Below are 22716 nucleotides of genomic sequence, written 5' to 3'. Positions count from 1 at the left end.
TCCCTGGCCGCGCATGCCAAGCGAGGTTCCACCATTGCCCGGTATTCCCAGGGAAAGCTGAAAGAGCCGTCGGACGTGCAGCGGCGACATGCCTGCGGAAGCAGGTTTGATGTCGGCGCTCGCCTACACGATCATTCCTGTCTCGGCCGTCATTGCGGGCGCTATCCTTTCGCTGCTGCGAATGCCTGGCGCACGACTTGTCAGCGCTATGCAGCATTTGGCGGCCGGCGTGGTGTTCGCGGCGGCAGCGACCGAAATCCTGCCGCAGATCAAGCACGATGCGGCCCCGGTCGCGACCCTGGTCGGAGGGGCGGTCGGCGTCGGCGCCATGCTGCTGCTGAAGGCTCTCGAAGAGAGAGCCACTGGATCTCTAGCGATGATTGGCGCTGTCGCCATTGACATCCTCGTCGATGGGCTGGTGCTGGGCCTAGCCTTTCTCGCAGGCGAGAAGGCAGGGATTCTGCTGACGATCGCGCTGACGCTGGAGGTCCTGTTCCTTGGGCTGACCCTTACGAGCGACCTTCGTAAGTCCATCCGTGCAGCTTGGAAGGTAGTGGCCGTCGTTGCCGCGATCGGTTTGCTGCTGCCTCTCGGCGCGGTTCTGGCGACGCCGGTAGCGACCCTGTCGCAGCCGATCATTGCCGCCTTCCTGAGCTTTGGGCTCATGGCGCTCCTTTATCTCGTAACCGAGGAATTGCTCGTCGATGCGCACCAATGTCCGGACAGTCCGCTGGTCACCGGAATGTTCTTCGCGGGCTTCCTGGGGCTGCTCATTTTTGAGGAGCTTATGTGAGTCCAGCACCGACAGATCGCGCCATCGAGAGCAACGCCTGCCGAGCCCGGCAGCGCCGGCATAGCCTTCTCGACGGCATCGGAAATGGTCCCCCACAAGCGCAACGCCCTCATGCGTGTTTGTGCGAGATGGGCCCGCGCCGTGGACGTTCTGCCCCCTCGTTCACGGCGAAAGTTTGTAGCCGCCAGTGTCACGGCGGGGCGTCGAAACGGAGGCGGGCGTGCCTCCGGTTGCCCCCCCTTTTGCTGCTGGCGGCCAACGCAGGCTGTTCGCCCGATAGCTCCGACGCTGGCAGTGCCATGCTCGCCGGAACGCATAGCTTTGTCTGCGCGAATGGGACGAAGGTGCGCGTCGAATTTCTCGGCGATGACGGTCTGACGGTCGAGGCCGCGATTTTGCCTGATGGTGAAACCGAACGCCTGACCTCGCCCGCGGCCGGCGTCACCTATTTCGGCGACACTATGAACCTCTCGATCTCCAACGATTGGGTGGTTGTCATCCGCCCCGACGCGAAAACGCAAATCTGCCAGCGCGCCGCTTCCAATCAGCCACGGGACGGGCGCCCGACTCCCCTGGCCGGGCCGCGCCCTTGCACTTCCACATCGGCACGGAACCAGGCCCGAGCAAACATTGAGGAGGTTTCATGACGGACCAGATTCAACTCGAAATTCCGCTAATCCTACCCGACATCCCCGATGCCGATGATGCTTGTGTAGTTCGGCTGACAGCCGATCTCTCAGCGCGCGCCGGCATCGAAAAGGCGCATGTCGTTCCGGCCAAAGGAGACAAGCCCGCACTGCTCTGCATCCATTATGAATCTGACACGCTGTCGCTTTCGCGCATCCGCGACATCGCCCGCTCGGCGGGAGCTGCGATTGCCGAGCGCTACGGTCATGCGCTGTGGCCGGTGAGCGGGATCGGCCACCAAAGAAAAGCGCGTACGGTCAGCGAGCAACTGCACGCCATGCCGGGCGTACTTGAAGCAGATGCCAATGCTTCGGGCCTAGTGCGCGTGGAGTTCGACCGCGAGCAGGTGTCCGAAAAGCAGATTTTGGATGCGCTGTCGCGATTGGGCGTCCGGCGGTCTGCCGCCGCTCCAGGCGGAGCCCAAGCGGGTAACAGTCATGGCGGTGGTCGGGAGGATGTGAGAGCCGACCATGCACACGGCGATGGCCACGGTCATGATCATGATCACGGCGGAGTTCTCGGTTCCAATACGGAATTAATCTTTGCGGTGACTTGTGGGGCGTTGCTGGGGATTGGCTTTGCAATCGACAAGCTCGACGCTGGCGTACCCGCGTGGCTACCGATTGCCTTCTACATCGGAGCTTACGTATCCGGCGGCTTCTTCACCGTGCGCGAGGCGATCGACAATCTCCGACTGCGGAAATTCGAGATCGACACTCTCATGCTGGTGGCGGCGGCCGGCGCCGCAGCGCTAGGCGCTTTCGCCGAAGGCGCGCTCCTGCTCTTTCTATTCAGCCTCGGCCACGCCCTTGAGCACTATGCGATGGGCCGCGCCAAACGCGCAATTGAGGCATTGGCTGAACTGGCGCCTCGAACGGCGCTCCTTCGGCTCGAAGACGGCAGCACGGAAGAGGTCGCTGTTGAAGAGTTGGTCCCTCGCGATCTCATCGTGGTGAAGCCTGACACGCGAATTCCCGCAGACGGCTTTCTTGTCAAAGGTACCACGAGCATCAATCAAGCCCCCGTGACAGGCGAGAGCATGCCGGTCGATAAGAGGCCAGTGATGGACGATGCGGCGGCGAGGGCAAATCCCGATCGCATAGATGCTGCAAATCGAGCTTTCGCAGGCACGATCAACGGCAGCGGGCTTATCGAAATTGAGGTAACGCGCTCATCGAGCGAAAGTACACTGGCGAAAGTTATTCAGCTCGTCAGTGAGGCCGAAACCCAGAAATCGCCGACCCAGCGATTTACTGACAGGTTTGAGCGCTTCTTCGTGCCTGCGGTGCTCGCGGTGGCATTCATGCTGCTGTTTGCCTGGGTTGTTGTCGACGAACCATTCCGGGACAGCTTCTATCGCGCGATGGCAGTCCTTGTGGCGGCAAGCCCATGTGCACTGGCGATCGCCACCCCGAGCGCGGTGCTCTCCGGTGTCGCGCGCGCGGCACGGGGCGGCGTGCTCGTCAAAGGCGGCGCTCCACTCGAACTGCTTGGATCGCTCGACGCCGTAGCCTTCGACAAAACTGGAACGCTCACTTTAGGCGAGCCAAGAATCCAACAAGTTATCCCGGCCGATGGCGTGCTGAAGGAAGACCTCATGGCGATCGCCGTCGCGGTCGAAAGTCTGAGCGACCATCCACTTGCGCAGGCGATCGCGCGCGATGGACGCGATCACGTCGGACAAAACCCTATCCCGCGAGCTAAAAGTCTGAAGAGCCTGACGGGGCGCGGCGTCTCAGCCCTTGTTGGTGAGGACGAGGTCCTCATCGGCAAGGCGGAAATGTTCGGCACTGACGGCATCGCCCCGTTGTCGCAGGAAATGAAGGAGGCAATCGAGAGGCTGAGGACTGCCGGACAGACGAGCATGGTGGTCCGGCGGGATCAGCAAGATTTAGGGGCCATCGGGCTTATGGACACGCCGCGCCCGGCCGCAAGAGACGCGCTCGATCGTCTCCGTCGCATCGGGATCGCGCGAATGATCATGATCTCGGGCGATCACCAACGTGTCGCCGAGGCTGTGGCGAAGCAGGTGGGGATTGACGAAGCCTGGGGCGATCTATTGCCCGAGGACAAAGTGGAGGCGATCAAAAAGCTTCGCGCCGCAACTAAGGTTGCGATGGTGGGTGACGGCGTAAATGACGCTCCTGCTATGGCCAGCGCGACGGTGGGGGTTGCGATGGGCGCCGCAGGCTCCGACGTGGCGTTAGAGACGGCAGATGTCGCGTTGATGGCTGACGATCTCTCGCATCTCCCCTTTGCGGTCGGGCTGAGCCGCCGAACGCGCATTGTGATCCGTCAGAATGTGTTCGTGAGCTTGGGCGTCGTGGCGGTCTTGGTGCCGGCCACAATTCTCGGCCTGGGCATCGGTCCCGCCGTCGCGATGCACGAAGGATCGACCTTGATCGTCGTCTTCAATGCACTTCGACTGCTCGCCTATCGGGAACCAAACCATTCTCGCAATAAAAATACACCTATATCTGTCCATGATTGAGCTACGGCAGCTGAGGTATCTAATTGCTGCAGCTGAGGCGGGCAGTTTCAGCCGCGCCGCGCGCATTCTCAACATCAAACAGGCAACGCTCAGCCGGCACATCGCTTTGGTCGAGAAGCGGCTGGGCATAGTTCTGTTCGACCGCAGGACGCGGGGCGCGACGCTCACGCCAAACGGCGACACTTATCTGCGCACGGTCCAGCACGTTGTTAAAGAGTTCGCCGAAATCAATGCCTGGGTCACGGCAACCAAAAACGGCCATGCCGGCCGGCTGGGCGTTGGCTTCTATACCTCCTTCTCGGCCGGCAACCTGCGCGCCACCCTCAGCGAGTTCCAAGACAAGTTTCCCGAGGTCAAGGTTTGCCGTTGCGAGCGCGAACGCGCCATGTTGCTGGCGGGGATAGAGAACGGTCTGCTCGATATCGCCATCATGATCGGCGAAGTGCCTCACTGGGAGTTGATGACGCGCCCGTTCTGGAGCGAGCGCATTCTGGTCGCAATGCCAGAGAGCCATCCATTGGCGGCAGCACGCGGGCGCCTTCACTGGACGGATCTGGTCGGCGAACGCTTTCTGCTGACCGAACGCGATCCCGGCCCCGAAACACGCAATACGCTGTTGGGCAGGCTCGCGCGTCCCGGCTACACGCCAAAGATCGAGATTGAGGATGTCGGACGCGAGACGGCACTGAGCATCGTTGCGCTCGGGGAACACCTCTCAATCGTCGCAGAATCGTCGCTAGGGATTCAGATACCGGGCGTCGTGTTCCGGGAGGTCCACGAAAGCAACGGCCATATGCGGACCGGATTTTCCGGATATTGGCGCGCCGACAATGACAATCCCGTGCTGCGCCGGTTCCTCGATTTCGTGGTCGCCCGCTACTCGCTGCCGCCGATCCCGGCGCGGCCGTCCCACGAGCAAACCGAAAAGGAGACGTCATGATTCAAGGCAAGATTCTCGTCATCGTGGTGGTCGCATTGATCGTCGGCTTCGGCGCGGGCTTCGTGCTGCGCCCGGTGATCCTGCCGACCGGCCAGACCGTCGCCATCGCCCCGGTCCCGCTTCCGGCCGAACCGCGCGCTTTGGCGTATTTCGCGGCGCATCTCGACGAGGCGCGGCAGATCGTGGCCGGATGCCAGACGGGCTCGGTTCGCGGCGACGAGTGCGCCAATGCAGAGCAGGCCGTGACGGAAGCGGAAGGCAAGGACCGCTTCCGCCGTTTCATGGGCAAGTAGGGCCGACGCTCCCTCAAGTCGCCTGGGCGCGATGCCGGCGAAAGGCCCGATCGGTCTCCATGAAGCGGGCGAGCATCGGCGAAACGAGCTTCTCGGGCGCGGCGGGCGGGCCGCCGGTTTCGGCGGCGAGCGCCGCGGCATAGGCTAGAAGATCGCGATGGACGGCGGCGGGCAGTTCCACGGTCAGTTTGACCGGACGGTCGTCCGCCAACGGTCCCAGCTTCAATTTCGTCATCGTGTCGCTCCTATGGGTTCGAGCACCAGATCGCGCGTCACGATCACGCGGAGCGGAAAGCCCGCGCGGATGGTGAGCGTCGGCGCTACGTCGAGCTGGCGGCGCACGATCTGCTGGCCGGTCTGATTGATGGTGTCCTGCGTGCCGTAGCGGAGCGCCTGGACCAGCGAGCTGTTGTTGTCGGTCGCCATCTCTGCGCCGACGCCGAGCAGCGTCGAGATCGCCGCGGCCTTCAGCATATTGCCCCAATGCTCGTCCACGCGATCCTGCAAGCCGGCATAGCCGGCCGCGTCGGCGCTGGGCTGGCGCTCGAGCACGATCGAGCGGCCGTCCGGCAGGATCAGACGATCCCAGGCGAGCAGCACGCGGGTCTGGCCGGCGGTGATCTGGCTATCGTATTCGCCGATCAGCCGCGCGCCCTGCGGGATGAGCAGGATGCGGCCAGTGGGGCTGTCATAGACGTTCTGCGTCACCTGAGCGGTGATCTGCCCGGGAAGGTCGGAACGGATGCCGGTGATGAGCGCGGCGGGGATGATGCTGCCGGCCTGCACGATGTTGGGCGAGGCCGGCGCAGTCAGCCGCTCGACGCTGACGGTGTGCTGGCTGGACGCCTGCGCCATGAAGGCGCGCTTGGCGGCCTGGTCGCCTTGGGCGGCCGGGCTGGTCTGCGACGGCGCCGCCGCCGGGCCCGGCGCGGCGGCGATCTGCGGCGTAGTCGCGCCGGCCCCTGCTGCGCCGTGACCGAGGAACACCGAGCTGGTGCGCGCGGCTTCGCGTTCCTGCCGGGCGCGCTGGCGCGCCGCCTCGGCGGCCTGCGCCTGCGGATCGCGCTGTCCGTTCGCTCCAACCGCCGGCACGGGCACGTCCGTTCCGCGTTGCTGGGCCGAGACGATCGGGCCGCCGAGATCGCCGGGAAGCGGCGGGCCGAGCCGCGGCGCCTGCGTATAGTCCTTGGGCCCGGAGGTGATAGTCTCCGCCGTGTTGCGGGTCTCGGTACTGTAAAGCTCCTTCGCCTGCTTCTCGGCGGGCGGCCGCAGAGCGTAGATGAGCGAGCCGCCGATACCGAGACCGGCGGCGATGCCGATAACGGCCAGGGCCTTGCGCGAGAGGCGCATGACGCGCGGCGGATCGCCCCGGAGTTGGAAGGCGCCAGGATCGGGATGCGGCGACGCCGGCTCAGCGGCGGGCGGTTCGACGGGATCGGTCACGGCCGGCCCTTCCGTCCGTCGGCGCGTTCGATGCGAACACGCTGTTCGCTGTGCTTGTCGCCCAGACGCAGCTCAGCGGCGGCGAACAGCCGGTCCACCACCATGTAGCGGCCCTGGACGCGGTAGTTGACGAGTTCGGCGCCGCCGACCGCGCCGATCACGAATAGCGGTGGCATCTCGCCCTGCGAGATCCCGGCCGGAAACTCGATATAGACCTGACGCCCATCGTCGAAGGCGCGCAACGGCCTCCACGGGGCATTGTCGCCGTCGATGCGGTAGCGGAAATTGAGCGCGGCGACATCCACGCCGGTCGCAACCGGCGCGGCGGCGGCCGCCGCCGCGCTGCGCGCCTGGAGCGCGATCAGCGCATCGTGCGGATAGGTCCAGGAGACCGACGCCATGTAGGTCGCCGCCGTTGCGCGCAGTTCCATGTGATAGGTGCGCCGGTCGGTGTTGATGACGAGATTCGTGGAAAGGTCCGACCGCGTGGGCTTCACGAGGATATGCACGCGCGCCGACGGCCCGCTGCCGCTGGTCGTGTCGCCAATGATCCAGCGCACGGTGTCACCCGCCGCAACCGGGCCAGCGCCCACGAGCTGCTCGCCCGGCTGAAGGGCGATGTCCGTCACCTGGCCGGGCGCGGCATAGACCTGATAAAGCGCGCCTTCGACCCAGGGATATTCTTGGATGGCATTGAGAAAGCCGTCGCGCACGGGCTGCATCCGGGCGGCGGCATTGGCCGCACCGACCCGCTGGCGCGGATCGGCGGGCTCGCGCGGCGACGCCTGTTCAGCGGGTGCTGGCTTCAACTGGCCGGGGAGAGGCAAGGGCTCGGGGATGGTGACGACCGCGACGGGCTTGGGCGTCTCGGGCGTAAGCGTTGCCGCGATCTCGGCCGGCGGGTTGTCATAGGCGATGGCCGGCGGCTTGACCGATGAGGTGGCGCAGCCGGCAAGGGCCGCAGTGGATACGAGCAGGACCGCCGGGGCGGAACGACGAAATCGCGTCATTGCGACAGCTCCTTTGACCAGTTGAAGGCGTTGACGAAAATGCCGAGCGGGTTCTTGCGCAGGCCCTCGGGGGTGCGCGGCGGTTGCACGACGATGGTGAGAATGGCCGACCAGTGCTCGGAGGCGGCGAGACTGCCGCCCTGATAGCGGCGTTCGATCCAGGCGACCCGGAAGCTGTCGGGTGAAGCGCGGATGACGCTGGAGACCTCCACGGCGACCTGCACCTTGCCGACCTGCGTGAAGGGGTCGTTGGCGCGCGCGTAGTCGTTGAGCGCGAGCGCGCCCTTGTCGGTGGTGAAGTCGTAGGCCCTGAGCCAGTTCTGGCGGACGATGACGGGATCGGCCGGGATCGAGCGGACATTCTCGATGAAGCGCGCGAGATGGAACGCGATCTGCGGATCGGTGGGCCGGTAGCCGGCCTCGGCCGGCGCGACCGCCTGCGCTTCGCCCAGCCGGTCGACCTGAACCACCCAGGGGACGATATGGCCGCGCGCCGACTGCCAGATCAGGCCACCGGTCAAGGCGAGATTCAAGGCCGTCGCGCAGAAGAAGGCGAGCCGCCAGTTCTTCCCCTGCACGACCGGCTCGCCGATGCGGCGATCCCATTCCTGCCGGGCGGCCTGATAGGGCGTGACGGGCTCGGGAGTCTGCGCAAAGCGGATCGAAGGGCGTCGGAACATCTAGTCTTTCTCCCGGATGTCGGGACCACCACCGCCGCCGTGGCTGTCGCCAGCTTTGAGCGTGTGCGCGGCAAGGGTCGCGTTGTGGGTCATGGATTGGCGGCGCTTCATCGCGGCCGCCCAGGCGGGCGGCGCGGCGGGGCCGGACGCGGAAGCGCCAGCGGCCGCAGTGGCGGGTGCGGACCCGCCGGCGATCGTGCCGCCTGATGCGGTGAAGCCCGCACGCGCGCCGGAACGGAAGCTGGCCTTGATCGCTTCGCCGCCTCGGGCGGCCGCTTTGCGCAGGGGGGACATGACGGTGTTGACCGCCGCGCCTGCGGCCGCGCCGGCGCCGCTCTTGCCGAGCGAGCCGAGGCTGTAGGCGCTGGCGGCGCCTCCGGCCATTTGCGCCCCGCCACGCGCGGCCGCGCCGGTCATCCGACCCGCGGCGCCGACGCCCAGGCGTGCGGCGGCCGCGCCGCCAACCAACGCGCCACCCGCAGCAAGCGCGGTGCCGGCTGCAGCGCCCGCACCAAGCTGCGGACCGCCGGAGACGATGCCGTTGGCGATACCGGGGCCGAAGATCGCCAGGCCGAGCAGCGATAGTGCCGCAAGGGCGATAGCCATGACCTGGTTGATGTCGGGTTCGACGCCAAGGCCCGCAGCGGTGAACTGGCTGAACAACGTGGTGCCGATGCCGGTGATGACGGCCAGCACCAGCACCTTGATGCCGTTCGATACGATATGGCCCAGCACGCGCTCGGCCATGAAGGCGGTGCGGTTGAAGAAGGCGAAGGGCAGCAGCACAAAGCCGGCCAGCGTCACCAGCTTGAACTCGATCAGGGTGATGAAGACCTGGACGGCGATGATGAAGAAGGCCAGCACCACGATCAGCCAGGCGATCAGCAGCACGAGGATCAGCGCGAGGTTGGCGAAGACCGCCCAGAGGCTGGAGAACTGGCCTGCGGCATCGAGCAGCGGCTTTGCGGCCTGAAGCCCGGTCGCCGCGATGCCGCCCGGCTTCATGAACTCGGCCAGGCTGAGGCTGCCGCCGCTGGCCTTGAGACCGAGGCCGGCGAAGCTCTCGAAGACGATCGTCGCGAGGGTATGGAAGTTGCCGATGATGAAGGCGAAGAAGCCGATATAGAGGGTTTTCTTGATGAGCCGCTGGAGCACGTCCTCGTCGGCGCCCCAGGCCCAGAACAGCCCGGCGATGGTCACGTCGATCGCAATCAGCGTCGAGGACAGGAACCCGACTTCGCCGCCCAGCAGACCGAATCCGCTGTCGATGTAGCTTCCGAAAACGCCCAGGAAGGTGTCGATGACGCCGGTGTCGTTCATCGCCCGGCGCCCTCGTGATCGTCCTGATGGAAGAAGCGGCGGCGGTTCTCGGCCCAGGCCGCCTCGCACCCGCTGTCCGGCATGGTGAGCGTTGCGCAGCGTTCCAGTTCGCGGTTGAGCCGACTGCGCCCTTCGGTATCGCGCACGATCGCAGGTATCGGCGGAGGCGTGGGCGCGCGATCCCTGCTGACGGCGAGGATCGTCACCGCCATCATCAGGCCGGCCAACGCCGCCACGCCTGCGATTTTTGCCGTGCGCGAGGTTCCGTGCAGCATGGGACGCCTCAGTTGCCCATGAAGCGGCGGAAGCGTTCGCGTCCTTCGGCCTCTTCCGCAGCCTGGCGTGCGGATTCGAGCGCCTGCGCCCGGCCCTGCGCGGCGACCGTGGCGGTCAGGTCCGCGAGCTGCTGCGATTGTAGCGCGAGAAGCTGGTTTCCGGCCTGCGCCGCTTGCAGGGCGCCGGTCGCCGACTGGCTGGCCGTTACCAGGCTATCCATCGAAGTGCGGGCACCTTCGATATTGCCGACCGCGCCGGCCTGCACCTTCAGCGCGTCCTCGAAGGCGCCGACGCTATCCTCCCAGCGGGAGTTGGCGTTGGCGACCATCTGAGCGTGATCGCCGGTCAGCGCCGTGCCGGTGTAGCGGCTGTTGAACGCCTGCTGGATGTTCTGGACATCATAGGCGATGCGCTGCGCCTGGCCGAGGAGCTGCTGGGTGCGCTGCACCTGTTGCTGCAATGTCGCAAGCGAGCTGTACGGCAGCGACGCCAGATTGCGCGCCTCATTGATGAGCGAGGTCGCCTGGTTCTGGATTTGCTGGATCTGGTTGTTGATCTGCTGGAGCGACCGGGCGGCCGTCAGCACGTTCTGGGCGTAGTTGCTGGGATCATAGACGATCCCGCCGAACTGCGCGTAGGCCGGCGCGGCGACAAACATCGGCGTGACGGCTGAGACGGCGAGGACGCCCGTCATCAGGGCGCGGCGGAACGGAAGCAATTTCATCGGATGATCTCCATGTCCGGCGTGAGGGGAAGTTCGGGCTGGAGGCCGGACGCCGGTTCGGGCAGCAGCTCGGCGGCCCAGGCGCAGCCGCGATGCCGCAGCCATTCGGCGGCGAAGGCGGCGGCGCCGTGGGTTTCGATGATCTCGGCGATGGCGAGCTGATCGGACTTCGACGAGGCTGCGGCGAAAGCCAGCGCCACCTCACCTAGGCCCAGCTCGAACAGGCGGTTGCCGCGCCGCGACTGGCAGTAATAGTCGCGCTTCGGCGTCGCCCGGCTGAGTATTTCGATCTGCCGCGCGTTGAGGCCGAAGCGTTCGTAGATGGCCGCGATCTGCGGTTCGGCCGCACGCTCGTTGGGCAGGAAGATGCGCGTCGGGCAGCTTTCGATAATGGCTGGCGCGATGCTCGACATTTCGATGTCGGCGAGGCTCTGGGTGGCGAAGACGACGCTGGCGTTCTTCTTGCGCAGCGTCTTCAGCCACTCGCGGAGCTGCGCCGCGAACGCGGGGCTGTCCAAGACCAGCCAGCCCTCGTCGATGATGATAAGCGTGGGCGAGCCGTCGAGCCGATCGCCGATGCGGTGGAACAGATAGGAGAGCACGGCCGCCGCCGCGCCAGCGCCGACCAGGCCCTCAGTCTCGAACGCCTGGCAACGCGCCTCGCCGATCCGCTCGGCTTCGGCGTCGAGCAGCCGGCCCCAAGGCCCGCCGACGCAGTAGGCGCTAAGCGCCTGCTTGAACGGCTGGCTCTGCAACAGGACGGCGAGACCCGTCAGGGTGCGTTCGGACGCCGGCGCGCTGGCGAGCGAGACAAGCGCCGACCAGATATGCTCCTTGGCCTGGGGATCGACCGCGACGCCTTCGGACGCGAAGATCGCGGCCAGCCATTCGGCCGCCCAGGCGCACTCCGCGGGATCATCGATATGCGCGAGCGGCTGGAGTTGCACCCCTTCGCTGGCTTCGTCCGCCAGCATTCCGCCGAGATCCTGCCAGTCGCCGCCCATACCGAGGGCGGCGGCGCGGATCGAGCCGCCGAAGTCGAAGGCGAAGACCTGGGCGTTCTCATAACGGCGAAACTGCATCGCCATCAGCGCGAGCAGCACCGATTTGCCCGCGCCGGTCGGGCCGACGATCAGCGTATGACCGACATCGCCGACATGGAGGGAAAACCGGAACGGGGTCGAGCCTTCGGTCTTGCCGAACAGCAAGGGGGGCGCTTGCACATGCTCGTCCCGTTCCGGCCCCGCCCATACCGCTGACAGGGGGATCAGGTGGGCGAGATTGAGTGTGGAGATCGGGGGCTGGCGGACGTTGGCATAGGCATGGCCGGGAAGACTCCCCAGCCATGCCTCGATCGCGTTCATCCCTTCAGGGATCACGGTGAAGTCGCGGCCCTGGATGACCTTCTCGGCAAGCCGCAGCTTTTCGGCCGCAACCGCCGGATCGCGGTCCCACACCGTCACCGTGGCGGTGACATAGGCCATCCCTGCATAGTCGGCGCCCAGTTCCTGTAGGGCGATGTCGGCGTCGGCCGCCTTGTTGGAAGCATCCGAATCCATCAGGACCGACGCCTCGTTGGTCATCACCTCCTTGAGGATGGCGGCGACAGACTTGCGCTTGGCGAACCACTGGCGCCTGATCTTGGTCAGCAGCCTGGTCGCGTCGGTCTTGTCGAGCATGATCGCGCGCGTCGACCAGCGATACTCGAAGGCGAGCCGGTTCAGTTCGTCGAGCAATCCTGGAAAGGTGGCGCTGGGAAAGCCGAGGATGGTGAGCGTGCGAAGGTGATGCTCGCCCAGGCGCGGTTCGAGCCCGCCGGTGAGCGCTTCGTCGGCCAGAAGCGCATCGAGATACATCGGCGTCTCGGGCACGCGCACGCGCTGGCGCCGCGTCGAGACGGTCGAGTGCAGATAGGTCAGGGTCTCAGCGTCATTGAGCCAGCGGACCTCGGGTAGGAAGCCCTCGATCAGGTTCAGCACCCTGTCGCTGCGGTCGGTGAAGCTCGCCAGCAGCTCCCACGGATTGACGCCGGTGCTGGACTTGCCCTCATAGAGCCAGCCTTCAGCGCGCGCGGCTTCCTCGGCAGGCGGCATCCACAGCAAGGAGAGGAAGTAGCGGCTCTCGAAATGCGCGCCATCCTCGCGGAACTGTTCGCGCCGCTCCATGTCCACGAGCGCCGAAACCGGATCGGGAAAGATGGAGTCCGGATAGTCGAGCGCGGGCGTGCGCTGCGCCTCGACGAAGATCGCCCAGCCCGAACCCAGGCGGCGCAGCGCATTGTTCAGCCGCGCCGTGGTGGCGACCAGCTCGGCGGACGTGGCGCTGTCGAGATCGGGGCCGCGGAAGCGCGCGGTGCGCTGGAACGAGCCGTCCTTGTTGAGCACGATGCCTTCGGCGACCAGAGCGGCCCAGGGCAGGAAGTCAGCCAGATGCGCGGCATGCCCGCGGTATTCGCGCAAGCTCATCATGGCCGCATCCACGCCGGGTAGCGGAGGTGGCGGCGGGCCACGTCCACGAATTGCGGATCGCGCCGCGCGGCCCAGACCGAGAGCGCATGGCCGAACGCCCAGATGACCAGGCCCGCGATCCAGAGCCGCAGACCAAGACCGATTGCGCCCGCCAGCGTGCCATTGACGATGGCGAGCGCGCGCGGGGCGCCGCCGAGCAAGATCGGCTCGGTCAGCGCCCGATGGACCGGCGCATGGAAGCCCGCGATCAGCTCGCCAGGATCGGCCGCGTCGCTCATGCGACCAGCGCCCCGCCGCCGAACGAGAAGAACGACAGGAAGAAGCTCGACGCGGCGAACGCGATCGACAGGCCGAACACGATCTGGATCAGCCTGCGCGCGCCGCCCGACGTATCGCCGAAGGCGAGCGTCAGGCCGGTGATGATGATGATCATCACCGCGATGATCTTCGCCACGGGCCCCTCGATGCTTTCGAGGATGGATTGCAGAGGCGCTTCCCACGGCATGGACGAACCCGAAGCGTAGGCGGGCGCGGAAATGGTCAGGGCGACGAGGCTGGCGGAGGCGGCGAGCATGGCGCGGCGTGCGCCATGCCGAACGGCATGGATCATGGGAGGACTCCTGGTTGGAGGGTGGAGAGCGGCGCGAGGCGGTAGTCGCCAGTTGCGGCGTCGAGCCCTTCGACGCGGGCCAGCTCGGAGAGCCGGCGGCCGGTCCCGTCGCGGACCAGCACGGCAATGAGGTTGATGGTCTCGGCCAGCAGCGCACGGGGCACCGTGACGACGGCCTCCTGGATGAGCTGCTCCATGCGGCGCAGCGCACCGAGCGCGGACCCGGCATGGATGGTGCCGACGCCGCCGGGATGGCCGGTGCCCCAGGCTTTGAGAAGGTCCAGCGCCTCGGCGCCGCGCACCTCGCCGATCGGGATGCGATCAGGCCGCAGGCGCAGCGAGGAGCGGACGAGATCGGACAGCGAGACGACGCCATCCTTGGTCCGCATCGCCACCAGATTCGGCGCGGCGCATTGCAGCTCGCGTGTGTCCTCGATCAGGACGATGCGGTCTTGGGTCTTGGCGACCTCGGCCAAGAGCGCGTTGACCAGCGTGGTCTTGCCGCTGCCCGTGCCGCCGGCGACCAGGATGTTGGCGCGGGCGGCGACGCCTGTCCGCAGAGCTGCGGCCTCGGCCGCCGACATGATCCCGGCGCGCACATAGTCGTCGAGCGTGAAGACCGCGACGGCGGGCTTACGGATCGCGAAGGCCGGGTTCGCCACCACGGGCGGCAGCAGGCCCTCGAATCGCTCGCCGCCTTCCGGCAGCTCAGCCGAGACACGAGGGCTGCGCGCATGAACCTCGACACCGACATGATGCGCGACAAGACGTACGATGCGTTCGCCGTCCGCGGCGGTCAGCGTATTGCCGGTGTCACTGATGCCTTCCCCCAGCCGATCGACCCACAGGCGGCCATCGGGGTTGAGCATCACTTCGATGACGGCGGGGTCTTCAAGCCAGGCCGCGATCGACGCCCCGAGCGCTGTGCGCAGCATCCGCGCGCCGCGTGACCTGGCCTCGGAACGGATCGGGTGGACGGTCAAGAAATGGCCCCTGCGTTGGGCCGGGCGAACCGCCGCCCGGCGTCAGGGGCACATCAAGAGAGACAGAAAGGGCGGCGGTTCAACAAGTAAATGCGGGCATCGTAGCCTGGCGAAGTAATACAGGGAGCAGCGTAGGCGACAGCGCGTCAATCAACCGGCAGGGCGGCTCTTTTGGCGCGAATCAGATGCCGCTTTGCGGCTTACGCCAACAAAGCGGTCGTAGCAGGCGGGAAATCGGATTCCCAAAATCGACCGTTCATTCATCACGTTAAGCCAAAGAAAATGGATTAAATTTGGAAGATGTGCCGCATAGCTGTGGCCTGCCCGCAGCGGAGTCGTTACACAGAAGAACATTCTGGCAACAGGGAAACGAATCCGCAGATTCAGTTAATCGGGGGCATTGCCGTTTGCGTTGGGGACACGACAATTTCGCAAAGATGCAGGCCGCTCAGGCTGACAAAGCGAAGCGGCGGTCCGCCCTTGCGGCTGAGTTGCGTGAACGACGGGCGGTCGTAGCTGCAGCCGCTAAGGCCGAAGCTGAAAAGCCCGGGCGATTCGATGCGCTGGATGTCGGAGCCGCGCGACGCTTCGCAGAGGCGCTGCGGTTCCGCCGCTATGATCTTGAACTCGGGCCATCCACGGCACTCAATCGCCCGACCCTGGAGCTGCTCGATCAATTCTTGGCGACTCTGATCGGCGGCAGTTCCGCGTCGGTTCTGCAATGGCCGGCGGGTCAGCGTGACGTTTCCATCCTTCATCCCTTGGCCATGCTCGCGTTGCTCGGCAGCGCTCCGCCGCAAGTGGAAGCAGGGCATCGGTTTTGTGCGGCCGTTCCAGACTTCCGCACACTTTACTTCCCGTGGCGTGGCGGCGGGACCGGAGCCGATCAGCGGCGCTGGTTAGTCGACCGTGCCAACATCATCCGGGCCAATGCGCTGCATCTGACGCGCCGGACCGCGGAAAAACCAGAATTGTCGGACGTGCTACGCGATCTCCATGAGATGCTCGGCCACTTTTCCCAGCTGTCGCGGCGGGAGGCGCGCTTTCCACATCTCGCTCATCCCAATCTGGCCGAGCTCTACCCTCTATTTTCGGCAGATCAGGGTGAGAATGCACCGCTGCCATTCGCCGCGGCTGTGCATGAACTGTTCGGCCGGGTCCGTTATGGCGCAGGCATGGGCGAACTGCCCGATCACCGCCCGGCGCTGTGCGATCCGGCCCAGGCGCCCTTCGGTTTCTTCGGCATCACCGGGCGTGCGGATATGCGCGGCGCGCTGGCGCATGGAGCGCTCGACCCCGCTAAAGGTGGCCGGCCGGCGGACATCTGTCTGCTGGACCTTTGCTATCCCGGGCTCAGGCGGCTCGGCTTCGGTTGGGAAGCGGAGGTCGCACGCTTCCTCGATGCGCTCGTTGCCCGGCAACCCGCTCTGCCCATTCTCGCAATCACGCAGGACTCGTTCGTACAAAGGCGCGTTGCGGCGCTCCTCAAGCAATGCAAGCCGGCACGCAAGGCGAACCGGGCAGCGATGACGTTGCCGGTGGTTATCCGGGGAAGCAGCGATCTCGAGACGAACGATCCACCCGTCGGCAACGTGACTCCGCTCCAACCGGAGTTTCAGTCGGCAGCCGGCGCCAGCGTTGCGGCACTCGACGCGCTCGCCGCCGCCGCTCGCGGTGCCGATCCGATCACCGCCGGCTCCCTCCGGCGCTCCGCCGCCAATCTACGTCGCGCCGCGGCGCTGCCGTGCGGTCTCGACGAAGCCTATACGATCCTGTGTGATCTCGATGGTCAGGCGGCGGCGGAGACTTTTCTGCAGACACGCTCTGAATCGAGCGTGCTGACACCGGTGATCGCTGCACTTGACGATGGCACGACGGGCGTCCAACGCGAACGCCTGCAGGCCGCCGAAGCTGCCGTGCGCCAGGCCTATGCGGGCCTTGCCTCGGAAACGCCGATCGGATCGGCGATGGCTGCGCTTGCTCTGTCAATGAGCCGGTCGTCGAGTTTCAGCATCGTCTGCTTTTCCGACGAAACCGACCTTCGGCTCGCGCGTGCGCGCTTCGGAGGCAACACCGAGGTTGGCGGCGTGCTTCGCAAACGCCTTGAGCGCGGCCAAGTCCACATCACACATACCGGAACGCTCGAACAGACGCTTGCCGCTCTTGAATCCGGCGACAGCCCGAACAGCTGGCGGCAATTGATTCTGGTGGCCCCGCGACTGGCCTTCCTCGACCGATTGCTGATCCGCCCTTGGCTTCCGACGACGATGCTTGTGCTGTGCGATCGCGCATTCGCGCTCCGCACAGCCGGCGGCTACGCTGCGCTTGCGCGCCAACCGGCCTTCGGCGGCGAGAACCAGATTGGAGGACGCCTCACCGCAGTCGCGGCGGCAAGCAAGCGCGAAGCCGAAGCCCGCTCGGTCGGCACGATCGATCTCGAGCTGGCCTCGCGGCCACCGATCGACGTGCCGGACCCCATCGTCGATATGACGGACGGAAGCGGCGATGGCGCGAACAATCTGCTGGTGCCCCTGGAGAGCGGCCGCAGCCTGCGCGTCCGCCCGGGATCGGCGGTCATTATCTATCGCCAGCAGGCCGCAACGAACCCGTTCGATCGCACTGCGGCGCGCGACCTGCAGCTCGGCGACGCGATTGTGGTTCCCGACAGGGCCTTCACCGATGACGCCCGTCGCGTTTTGCCGATTCATGTTCTCGCTCGGGGATGGGTGAAAATCTACCACGACGCGATCGTCAATGGGCTTCCCGCCTTACTGGGCAATGGACTGGCCGCGAAGGCGCGCACGCTCCACGCGCAACTCCGGCCGAAAGGCCTGAGCGTCACCGCAGCGGCAGTGACCGAATGGCTTGGCGCAGAAACCTACCGCCAGCAAAGCGATGAGCAGCTGCGCCCACACGCGCCGCAAGACCGCGACGATTTCGATCTCTTCATGGAGGCGATCAGTGTCGCAGCGCCCATCGCCGACAAGATGTGGTGCGAAGGCATCGACCCGCTTCGCATCGACCGGCGGCGTGCCGGCACACGTATGGCGCAAGCCTTTATCTCGGTGCTGGTCGACCCGCACGGCGCGGCCGCCGGACTCGACCCGGCGCTGCGCGCCAGCATTGCCGAATTGCGCGAACGTGCGCTCGACCACCTCGATACGGTGCAGGCATCGCCCATCGTCGAGCATCAAACAGAGGACGAGAATTGATGTGCGATCAGGATGGCCAGGCGAATTCGGCGCAACAACGCGAACTGCGTGCGGCAGACTTGCGTGCGCTACCGCCCCGGGTCGAGGGCGACCTGACCGAGGCGAAGGAGGCCATCGTTGATGGGCTGCTGGGACTAACCGTCGAGCATTGCACAGGATCCGGCGCCAGCGGCGCGCTGCTTTTCGGCGCTAAGCCATCGTCGCAACTGGTGAGCGGTTTCCTCCTCCCCCGCTTCGACCAGATGGGCGGTGACGAGACCAGCGACATCCATCTCGCCACGCTCGGTCTCGACCTGCAGCTCGCTGCCGACGCATCGGGCGAGGCCATCGTGCAGCCAGATCTTGCGATCTATGTCCGCGAACTCCCGAGTTGGGACGAGATCAGCGATCCGCGCCACGAGATGATGCCGCAGCCGCAGCTCTCGCGCGCCGCGCGCCAACAGGTCGAGGCCTTGGCACGCCAATATATCGATGAGGCGGTAGCCCAGCTGCCGCCGATCGAGGACGAAGAACCCGACGAGCGCGGCGGCGACGCGGTGGCCGAAGCGGAGAATGCGCGCGAGCGTGCCGACCTTGCAGAGGAGGCCGCACAAGGCGGGGATGCTGAAGCCCAAGGGGACGCCCGCGCAGCTGTTGCTACCGCGGATCGGGCGGAGCAGGCCGCTGCCGCGCGCGCAGCGACGGCCGAACGCCGACGCGCAGCGAGGATCGAACGCAGCCGCCAGCGAACGGAAATTCGCCGTGCAGCGTTCGATCGGGCCTTCCGCGAGCTCAACATCACACTCAATGCCGATGGGAGCCAGGGAGCGCGCCCTCTCACGGCGGATGACCTGCTCGAGCCGGAGACCAGCGACGTCTCCCGCGTCGACGAAGCGCCCGACACCGAGGAAACGGGCGAAGACGATCCCGAGCACGGACCCGCTCCGGCAACCGGCGCCTTGGGTCCGCTTCGGCCGGGCGCCGGCCGGCTCGAAGATCGTCACGCAGCGCCGCAGTCCATTCCGCAGAAATGGCGGCGCGTGCCGCTCACGCTCGAGCCGGTGCGTTTGCCGCTTGCGCGAGGCGATCAGACCGACCGCGACAACGCGTGCGCCGGCTTCGCAACGGCCCTGCTCGCCGAGATCGACCGGGTGCTTCGCGCCTGGTTGGCGACCGAGGAGGGGCAGCGGGACGCATATCGCCCCCGCGAAACCATCCTGCCCAGCCAGTTCACCGACCGCGCCAGTTGGGACGCCTACCTGCAGGCCGTGCGCCAGCGGCGCCCGGCCACGCTGGACGATATCCGCCCGAATCTGGCGGGCGTCACATTGGTCGCCGACATCGATCCCGACTTCGTCGATCCCACACGGGTGAATATGCGCGTCGCGCTGCAGAACGATGCGCTTCAGCCGGCAACCCGCGATCGGGGTGCATTCGAGCACAGCCTGTTTCAGGTCGGACTGACCGTAAGCCTGCCGGCGGCAATCCATCGTCCGCTGCGGCTCGATCGCGTGCAGCCCTCTTACCGTTTCCGGGATTGGCTCGAATATCCCGCCATGGGTCTCAACTGTGGGGTCGAGCAGATTGGCGAAGGCGACACGGTCATGCTGAGAACGACCTGGGCACCGCGATATTGTCAGCCGCGGATCGACCCGCGAACCATCGCCGGCGTGCCCACCGCCTATGCGGCGCTCAGCGATCCCGCTACCGCCCCTGAAAGCCTGCTAGCGCTCCCCGATGCGTATGATGCCTGGATAGCTGAACAGGGTGCGGTCGATGTCGGCGAGGAACTCGACCCGGCCGATGCCGATCGTGAACGCGCTGCGCACGCGGTCGACATCGAGGCCTATCGCCGCGAGTCCGGCTATATCCGCGCGGGCATCGAGCTGCTGGTCGCTGCCCGCGCCGCTCAGCGAACCCTCGATGCCGGTGCGCCCGGGCCTGACCGCGCGGCCCTCCGGGAGCGCGCCGCGCCGTGGCGCGCCTGGCTGCGCACCAACGAGGCGTTCGCGGCCTATGGCGGAACGCGCTTCACCGATTGGCGTCTGTTCCAGCTAGCGTTCATCCTCGCGCACGTGCCGACGCTCGCGAGCCGCATGCCGGTCTATGCTGATCGGTTCGACGCGTTCCGCGACGAACTATCGGCGAGTCTGCTCTATTTTCCCACTGGCGGCGGCAAATCCGAAGCCTTCTTCGGACTGCTCGTCTACAATCTGTTCCTCGATCGCCTGCGCGGCAAGGACCGCGGCGTCACGGCGCTTGTGCGCTATCCGCTGCGCTTGCTTACCCTTCAGCAGGCGCGCCGGCTTTTGCGCGTCCTCGTCCATGCTGAACTTGTCCGCTTGCGCGCGGGTCTTGGCAGCTGGCCCTTCGAGATTGGCTTCTGGGTCGGTTCGGGCAACACGCCCAACCGGGTAGCTCAAGGCTTCGGCGGCGTGCCGACCATCGGCATGGCCGCCTATGCCGACGACGATGCGCTACTCCATCCGCCTGAGGACAACAGCGAGAGCGCCAAGCGCGCGCGCCGACGATCGAACCGTTATCGCGAAGCACTCGAGGCCTACGACAAGCTGCGCACCTGTCCGAGCTGCGGCGCGGCCACCGGCATGCGGCGTTATCCCGCCCAGCACGGGCGGATCGGCATCGTTTGTTTCAACGACGACGATTGCGCCTGGAACGCCGCCAACCCGCCGCAGCCGCATCGTGTGCCGCTGCCTTTCATCCTTACCGACGACACCATCTATCAGCGTGCGCCTTCGGTGGTGCTCGGCACGATCGACAAGCTGGCGCTGATCGGGCAGCACGATCGGACGATCGCCGCGATTGCGGGCATGCTGGGCGTCGCTCGCTATCGCGATCCCGGCAACGGCCATTTGTTCATGCCGCGCACGGCGGCACAGCTCACGCGCGCGGAGGACGAGGGCTGGGAGCGGCTGCAGCCCGCGTTTGCCGACGGCGCCGACATCTTCCATGATCCTTTCCCAAGCCTCGTCATTCAGGACGAGGGGCACCTGCTCGACGAGAGCCTCGGCACGTTCTCCGGCCTGTTCGAGACGCTGTTCGAGACGCTGGAGCGACGCTTCGGCAACGGAATGCTGGCCGAACGCGCAGCACAATGGGCGCCCTCGCCCGGTGAACGCCAGCCGCGACTCGCCAAGGTCATAGCCGCGACGGCGACGATCTCCGATCCGGACCGGCAATTGCGTGTTCTCTATCAACGCGAACCGCTGCGTTTCCCGTGTCCTGGGCCATCACTCTATGAATCTTTCTACTCGGCACCGCGCGAACCGCTTCGCCTGGAGCGACGGGCCTATGCCGAGAGCCTTACCCCGGCGCGACGTCCCGAACTATCGGCGCCACGCATGCGTCTCTACGTTTCGATCATGACCAATGGCCGGTCGCACACGATGACGACCTCAGCTGTCGTATCCGCCTATCATCTCGCTTTCACCCGCCTGTGGCGGGCGTTGGAAGACGGTGCCCCCGAGCAGGTGATCACCACCCTTTCGGCCGCGCTGCCAGTCGAGGATCCGCTCTCACCGCTGCGAGCCGGCGCACTGCAGGCTCTGGCGCAAGAGCCGGACCTGCTGGCGAGCCTGCTCGACCTCCAGCGCATCTCCCTTACCTATGTCACCAACAAGAAGGGCGGCGACCAGATCATCGAAACGCTGGCCGCACAGGTTGATCGCGACCAACGTGCAGCTGCGGTCGGCGATATTCCGTTCCTCACCGCTTTGATCTCGGGCGGCGTCACGATCGCGGAGATTCAGGACGTGATGCAGCAGGCGGAGGGGGCCACGGACCCCGGCGCGCCTTTCGAGCCGCTCGACAAGGTTCTACGCAACATCGTCGCGACCTCCGCCATCAGTCACGGCGTCGATGTCGACAAGTTCAACGCCATGTTCTTCGCCGGGCTTCCCTCCGACATTGCAGAATATATCCAGGCGTCCAGCCGTGTCGGCCGCACGCACGTCGGTTTCAGCATGCTGGTGCCGACGCCCCAGAGCCGCCGCGACCGCTATGTCGTAGAGACCCACGACCAGTTCCATCGTTTCCTCGAACGCATGATCCCGCCGCCAGCGGTCCAGCGCTGGGCCGAGCGGGCCATTCGCCGGATCGTGCCCAGCGTGCTCCAAGCCTATCTCTGCGGCGTGGTCGAACAGGAAGCTTTCGCGCGCGCACCGGACGGCGCGAAGGGAAGCGCCCGCACCTTCCGCACAGCGGCCGCAGTCAAGGCCTGGTCGGACAGCCACGCCCAAGGCGGTGCCGGCGCCATCGCGGCGCTTACCGACTTCGCGCTGGAAGCGGTGGGGCTTGAGGGGCGCTCGGCCGCTGCGATCGGGGCCGCGCCGCACGCCGAACATTATCGCCGGTTCGTGCAGGACCGGGTCCGCATACTGCTTGATGCATTCACCAGCCGGTCCGACGCCGCGCTGCTCGCCAATTTCTGGCGGTCGCGTGAATCCCAGGCGGTTCGCAGGCCGATGACCTCGCTGCGCGATGTCGACTCCGGCGGCATCATTCAGGCCGCGCCGCGCGATCCATGGCGCAATCGCAGCGTCAATTTCGAGACGGTGCGCCAGATCATGCGGATCATTCGCGGCCAGCGGCATGCAGTGCGCTCGGAATTGGATGCCGATCCGCAGCCCGTGGACATGGAGGACTAAGATGAGCGACAGCCGAGCCGGGGGCGCGGGCAGCCGCAACATCCAGCGTCCTCGCCCGCCCAGTATGAACCGGTCGCAGCCGCAGCTCGCGACCGCCTATGCTCCAGGGGCCATGTTCACTTGGGAAGGCGGCAAAGGCG

18 protein-coding genes are annotated in these 22716 nt (G+C 66.2%); 7 read left to right on the top strand and 11 right to left on the bottom strand.

The features are described from left to right. Nucleotides 1-109: 109 nt before the first annotated feature. The 5 genes from J3474_RS04845 (at nucleotide 110) to J3474_RS04825 (ending at nucleotide 5204) form a co-directional block, all read left to right on the top strand. A complete protein-coding gene (locus tag J3474_RS04845; protein ID WP_207093277.1) occupies nucleotides 110-793 on the top strand; it encodes a ZIP family metal transporter in 684 nt (227 codons plus the stop codon). A gap of 299 nt (nucleotides 794-1092) precedes the next feature. Continuing rightward, a complete protein-coding gene (locus J3474_RS04840; protein WP_207093276.1) occupies nucleotides 1093-1440 on the top strand; it encodes a hypothetical protein in 348 nt (115 codons plus the stop codon). Continuing rightward, complete coding sequence (locus J3474_RS04835; protein WP_207093275.1) at nucleotides 1437-3971, top strand: heavy metal translocating P-type ATPase; 2535 nt, start codon at nucleotides 1437-1439, stop codon at nucleotides 3969-3971. Before J3474_RS04840 ends, J3474_RS04835 begins: the two co-directional genes overlap by 4 nt. Further along, nucleotides 3964-4911, top strand: a complete 948-nt coding sequence (locus J3474_RS04830) for a LysR family transcriptional regulator (RefSeq protein WP_207093274.1) — start codon at nucleotides 3964-3966, stop codon at nucleotides 4909-4911. Before J3474_RS04835 ends, J3474_RS04830 begins: the two co-directional genes overlap by 8 nt. Next, the gene (locus tag J3474_RS04825; protein ID WP_207093273.1) at nucleotides 4908-5204 is read left to right on the top strand and encodes a hypothetical protein; all 297 of its coding nucleotides are present in this window, start codon (nucleotides 4908-4910) and stop codon (nucleotides 5202-5204) included. The genes J3474_RS04830 and J3474_RS04825 overlap by 4 nt, the downstream gene beginning before the upstream one ends. A gap of 13 nt (nucleotides 5205-5217) precedes the next feature. Here J3474_RS04825 and J3474_RS04820 read toward each other — a convergent pair whose 3' ends face one another. Genes J3474_RS04820 through trbB form a run of 11 tightly spaced genes read right to left on the bottom strand, consistent with a single transcriptional unit; the run spans nucleotide 5218 to nucleotide 14718 of the window. Continuing rightward, complete coding sequence (locus tag J3474_RS04820) at nucleotides 5218-5439, bottom strand: DUF2274 domain-containing protein (protein WP_165325607.1); 222 nt, start codon at nucleotides 5437-5439, stop codon at nucleotides 5218-5220. Further along, the gene (locus J3474_RS04815) at nucleotides 5436-6647 is read right to left on the bottom strand and encodes a TrbI/VirB10 family protein (protein ID WP_207093272.1); all 1212 of its coding nucleotides are present in this window, start codon (nucleotides 6645-6647) and stop codon (nucleotides 5436-5438) included. Before J3474_RS04815 ends, J3474_RS04820 begins: the two co-directional genes overlap by 4 nt. Next, on the bottom strand, nucleotides 6644-7657 hold the full coding sequence (gene trbG / locus J3474_RS04810; protein WP_207093271.1) for a P-type conjugative transfer protein TrbG: 1014 nt from the start codon (nucleotides 7655-7657) through the stop codon (nucleotides 6644-6646). The genes J3474_RS04815 and trbG overlap by 4 nt, the downstream gene beginning before the upstream one ends. Continuing rightward, on the bottom strand, nucleotides 7654-8337 hold the full coding sequence (gene trbF / locus J3474_RS04805; protein ID WP_207093270.1) for a conjugal transfer protein TrbF: 684 nt from the start codon (nucleotides 8335-8337) through the stop codon (nucleotides 7654-7656). The genes trbG and trbF overlap by 4 nt, the downstream gene beginning before the upstream one ends. Beyond that, nucleotides 8338-9657 carry a P-type conjugative transfer protein TrbL gene (gene trbL / locus J3474_RS04800; RefSeq protein WP_207093269.1) on the bottom strand — a complete coding sequence of 440 codons (1320 nt, stop codon included), beginning with the start codon at nucleotides 9655-9657 and terminating at the stop codon, nucleotides 8338-8340. It lies immediately after the preceding gene. After that, on the bottom strand, nucleotides 9654-9932 hold the full coding sequence (gene trbK-alt, locus J3474_RS04795; protein ID WP_207093268.1) for a putative entry exclusion protein TrbK-alt: 279 nt from the start codon (nucleotides 9930-9932) through the stop codon (nucleotides 9654-9656). The genes trbL and trbK-alt overlap by 4 nt, the downstream gene beginning before the upstream one ends. An 8-nt stretch (nucleotides 9933-9940) precedes the next feature. Then, nucleotides 9941-10657, bottom strand: coding sequence for a P-type conjugative transfer protein TrbJ (gene trbJ, locus J3474_RS04790; RefSeq protein ID WP_207093267.1), 717 nt, complete (start codon nucleotides 10655-10657; stop codon nucleotides 9941-9943). Further along, the gene (gene trbE / locus J3474_RS04785) at nucleotides 10654-13125 is read right to left on the bottom strand and encodes a conjugal transfer protein TrbE (RefSeq protein ID WP_207093266.1); all 2472 of its coding nucleotides are present in this window, start codon (nucleotides 13123-13125) and stop codon (nucleotides 10654-10656) included. Before trbE ends, trbJ begins: the two co-directional genes overlap by 4 nt. Then, nucleotides 13122-13403: a VirB3 family type IV secretion system protein gene (locus J3474_RS04780; RefSeq protein WP_021227817.1), complete on the bottom strand. Its 282-nt coding sequence runs from the start codon at nucleotides 13401-13403 to the stop codon at nucleotides 13122-13124. The genes trbE and J3474_RS04780 overlap by 4 nt, the downstream gene beginning before the upstream one ends. Next, complete coding sequence (locus J3474_RS04775; RefSeq protein WP_207093265.1) at nucleotides 13400-13735, bottom strand: TrbC/VirB2 family protein; 336 nt, start codon at nucleotides 13733-13735, stop codon at nucleotides 13400-13402. The genes J3474_RS04780 and J3474_RS04775 overlap by 4 nt, the downstream gene beginning before the upstream one ends. Continuing rightward, the gene (gene trbB, locus J3474_RS04770; protein WP_207093264.1) at nucleotides 13732-14718 is read right to left on the bottom strand and encodes a P-type conjugative transfer ATPase TrbB; all 987 of its coding nucleotides are present in this window, start codon (nucleotides 14716-14718) and stop codon (nucleotides 13732-13734) included. The genes J3474_RS04775 and trbB overlap by 4 nt, the downstream gene beginning before the upstream one ends. Nucleotides 14719-15155: 437 nt before the next feature. Between trbB and J3474_RS04765 the strand changes: the two genes are divergently transcribed. Continuing rightward, nucleotides 15156-17930, top strand: coding sequence for a hypothetical protein (locus tag J3474_RS04765; protein ID WP_207093263.1), 2775 nt, complete (start codon nucleotides 15156-15158; stop codon nucleotides 17928-17930). Further along, nucleotides 17930-22576, top strand: coding sequence for a helicase-related protein (locus tag J3474_RS04760; protein WP_207093262.1), 4647 nt, complete (start codon nucleotides 17930-17932; stop codon nucleotides 22574-22576). The genes J3474_RS04765 and J3474_RS04760 overlap by 1 nt, the downstream gene beginning before the upstream one ends. Nucleotides 22577-22716 lie beyond the last annotated feature (140 nt).

It is taken from the genome of Novosphingobium sp. PY1 (genome assembly GCF_017312445.1).
Classification (GTDB): Bacteria; Pseudomonadota; Alphaproteobacteria; order Sphingomonadales; family Sphingomonadaceae; genus Novosphingobium.
This window is presented reverse-complemented; position numbering and strand designations above follow the sequence as displayed.

Bases quoted from the DNA above. Each gene is read 5' to 3' on its own strand.
- trbJ (WP_207093267.1), bottom strand. From the start codon at position 10,657: ATGAAATTGCTTCCGTTCCGCCGCGCCCTGATGACGGGCGTCCTCGCC.
- trbL (WP_207093269.1), bottom strand. From the start codon at position 9,657: ATGAACGACACCGGCGTCATCGACACCTTCCTGGGCGTTTTCGGAAGC.
- J3474_RS04765 (WP_207093263.1), top strand. From the start codon at position 15,156: ATGCAGGCCGCTCAGGCTGACAAAGCGAAGCGGCGGTCCGCCCTTGCG.
- J3474_RS04845 (WP_207093277.1), top strand. From the start codon at position 110: ATGTCGGCGCTCGCCTACACGATCATTCCTGTCTCGGCCGTCATTGCG.
- J3474_RS04820 (WP_165325607.1), bottom strand. From the start codon at position 5,439: ATGACGAAATTGAAGCTGGGACCGTTGGCGGACGACCGTCCGGTCAAA.
- J3474_RS04775 (WP_207093265.1), bottom strand. From the start codon at position 13,735: ATGATCCATGCCGTTCGGCATGGCGCACGCCGCGCCATGCTCGCCGCC.
- J3474_RS04760 (WP_207093262.1), top strand. From the start codon at position 17,930: ATGTGCGATCAGGATGGCCAGGCGAATTCGGCGCAACAACGCGAACTG.
- J3474_RS04780 (WP_021227817.1), bottom strand. From the start codon at position 13,403: ATGAGCGACGCGGCCGATCCTGGCGAGCTGATCGCGGGCTTCCATGCG.
- trbE (WP_207093266.1), bottom strand. From the start codon at position 13,125: ATGATGAGCTTGCGCGAATACCGCGGGCATGCCGCGCATCTGGCTGAC.
- J3474_RS04825 (WP_207093273.1), top strand. From the start codon at position 4,908: ATGATTCAAGGCAAGATTCTCGTCATCGTGGTGGTCGCATTGATCGTC.
- J3474_RS04840 (WP_207093276.1), top strand. From the start codon at position 1,093: ATGCTCGCCGGAACGCATAGCTTTGTCTGCGCGAATGGGACGAAGGTG.
- trbG (WP_207093271.1), bottom strand. From the start codon at position 7,657: ATGACGCGATTTCGTCGTTCCGCCCCGGCGGTCCTGCTCGTATCCACT.
- J3474_RS04835 (WP_207093275.1), top strand. From the start codon at position 1,437: ATGACGGACCAGATTCAACTCGAAATTCCGCTAATCCTACCCGACATC.
- trbK-alt (WP_207093268.1), bottom strand. From the start codon at position 9,932: ATGCTGCACGGAACCTCGCGCACGGCAAAAATCGCAGGCGTGGCGGCG.
- J3474_RS04830 (WP_207093274.1), top strand. From the start codon at position 3,964: ATGATTGAGCTACGGCAGCTGAGGTATCTAATTGCTGCAGCTGAGGCG.
- trbF (WP_207093270.1), bottom strand. From the start codon at position 8,337: ATGTTCCGACGCCCTTCGATCCGCTTTGCGCAGACTCCCGAGCCCGTC.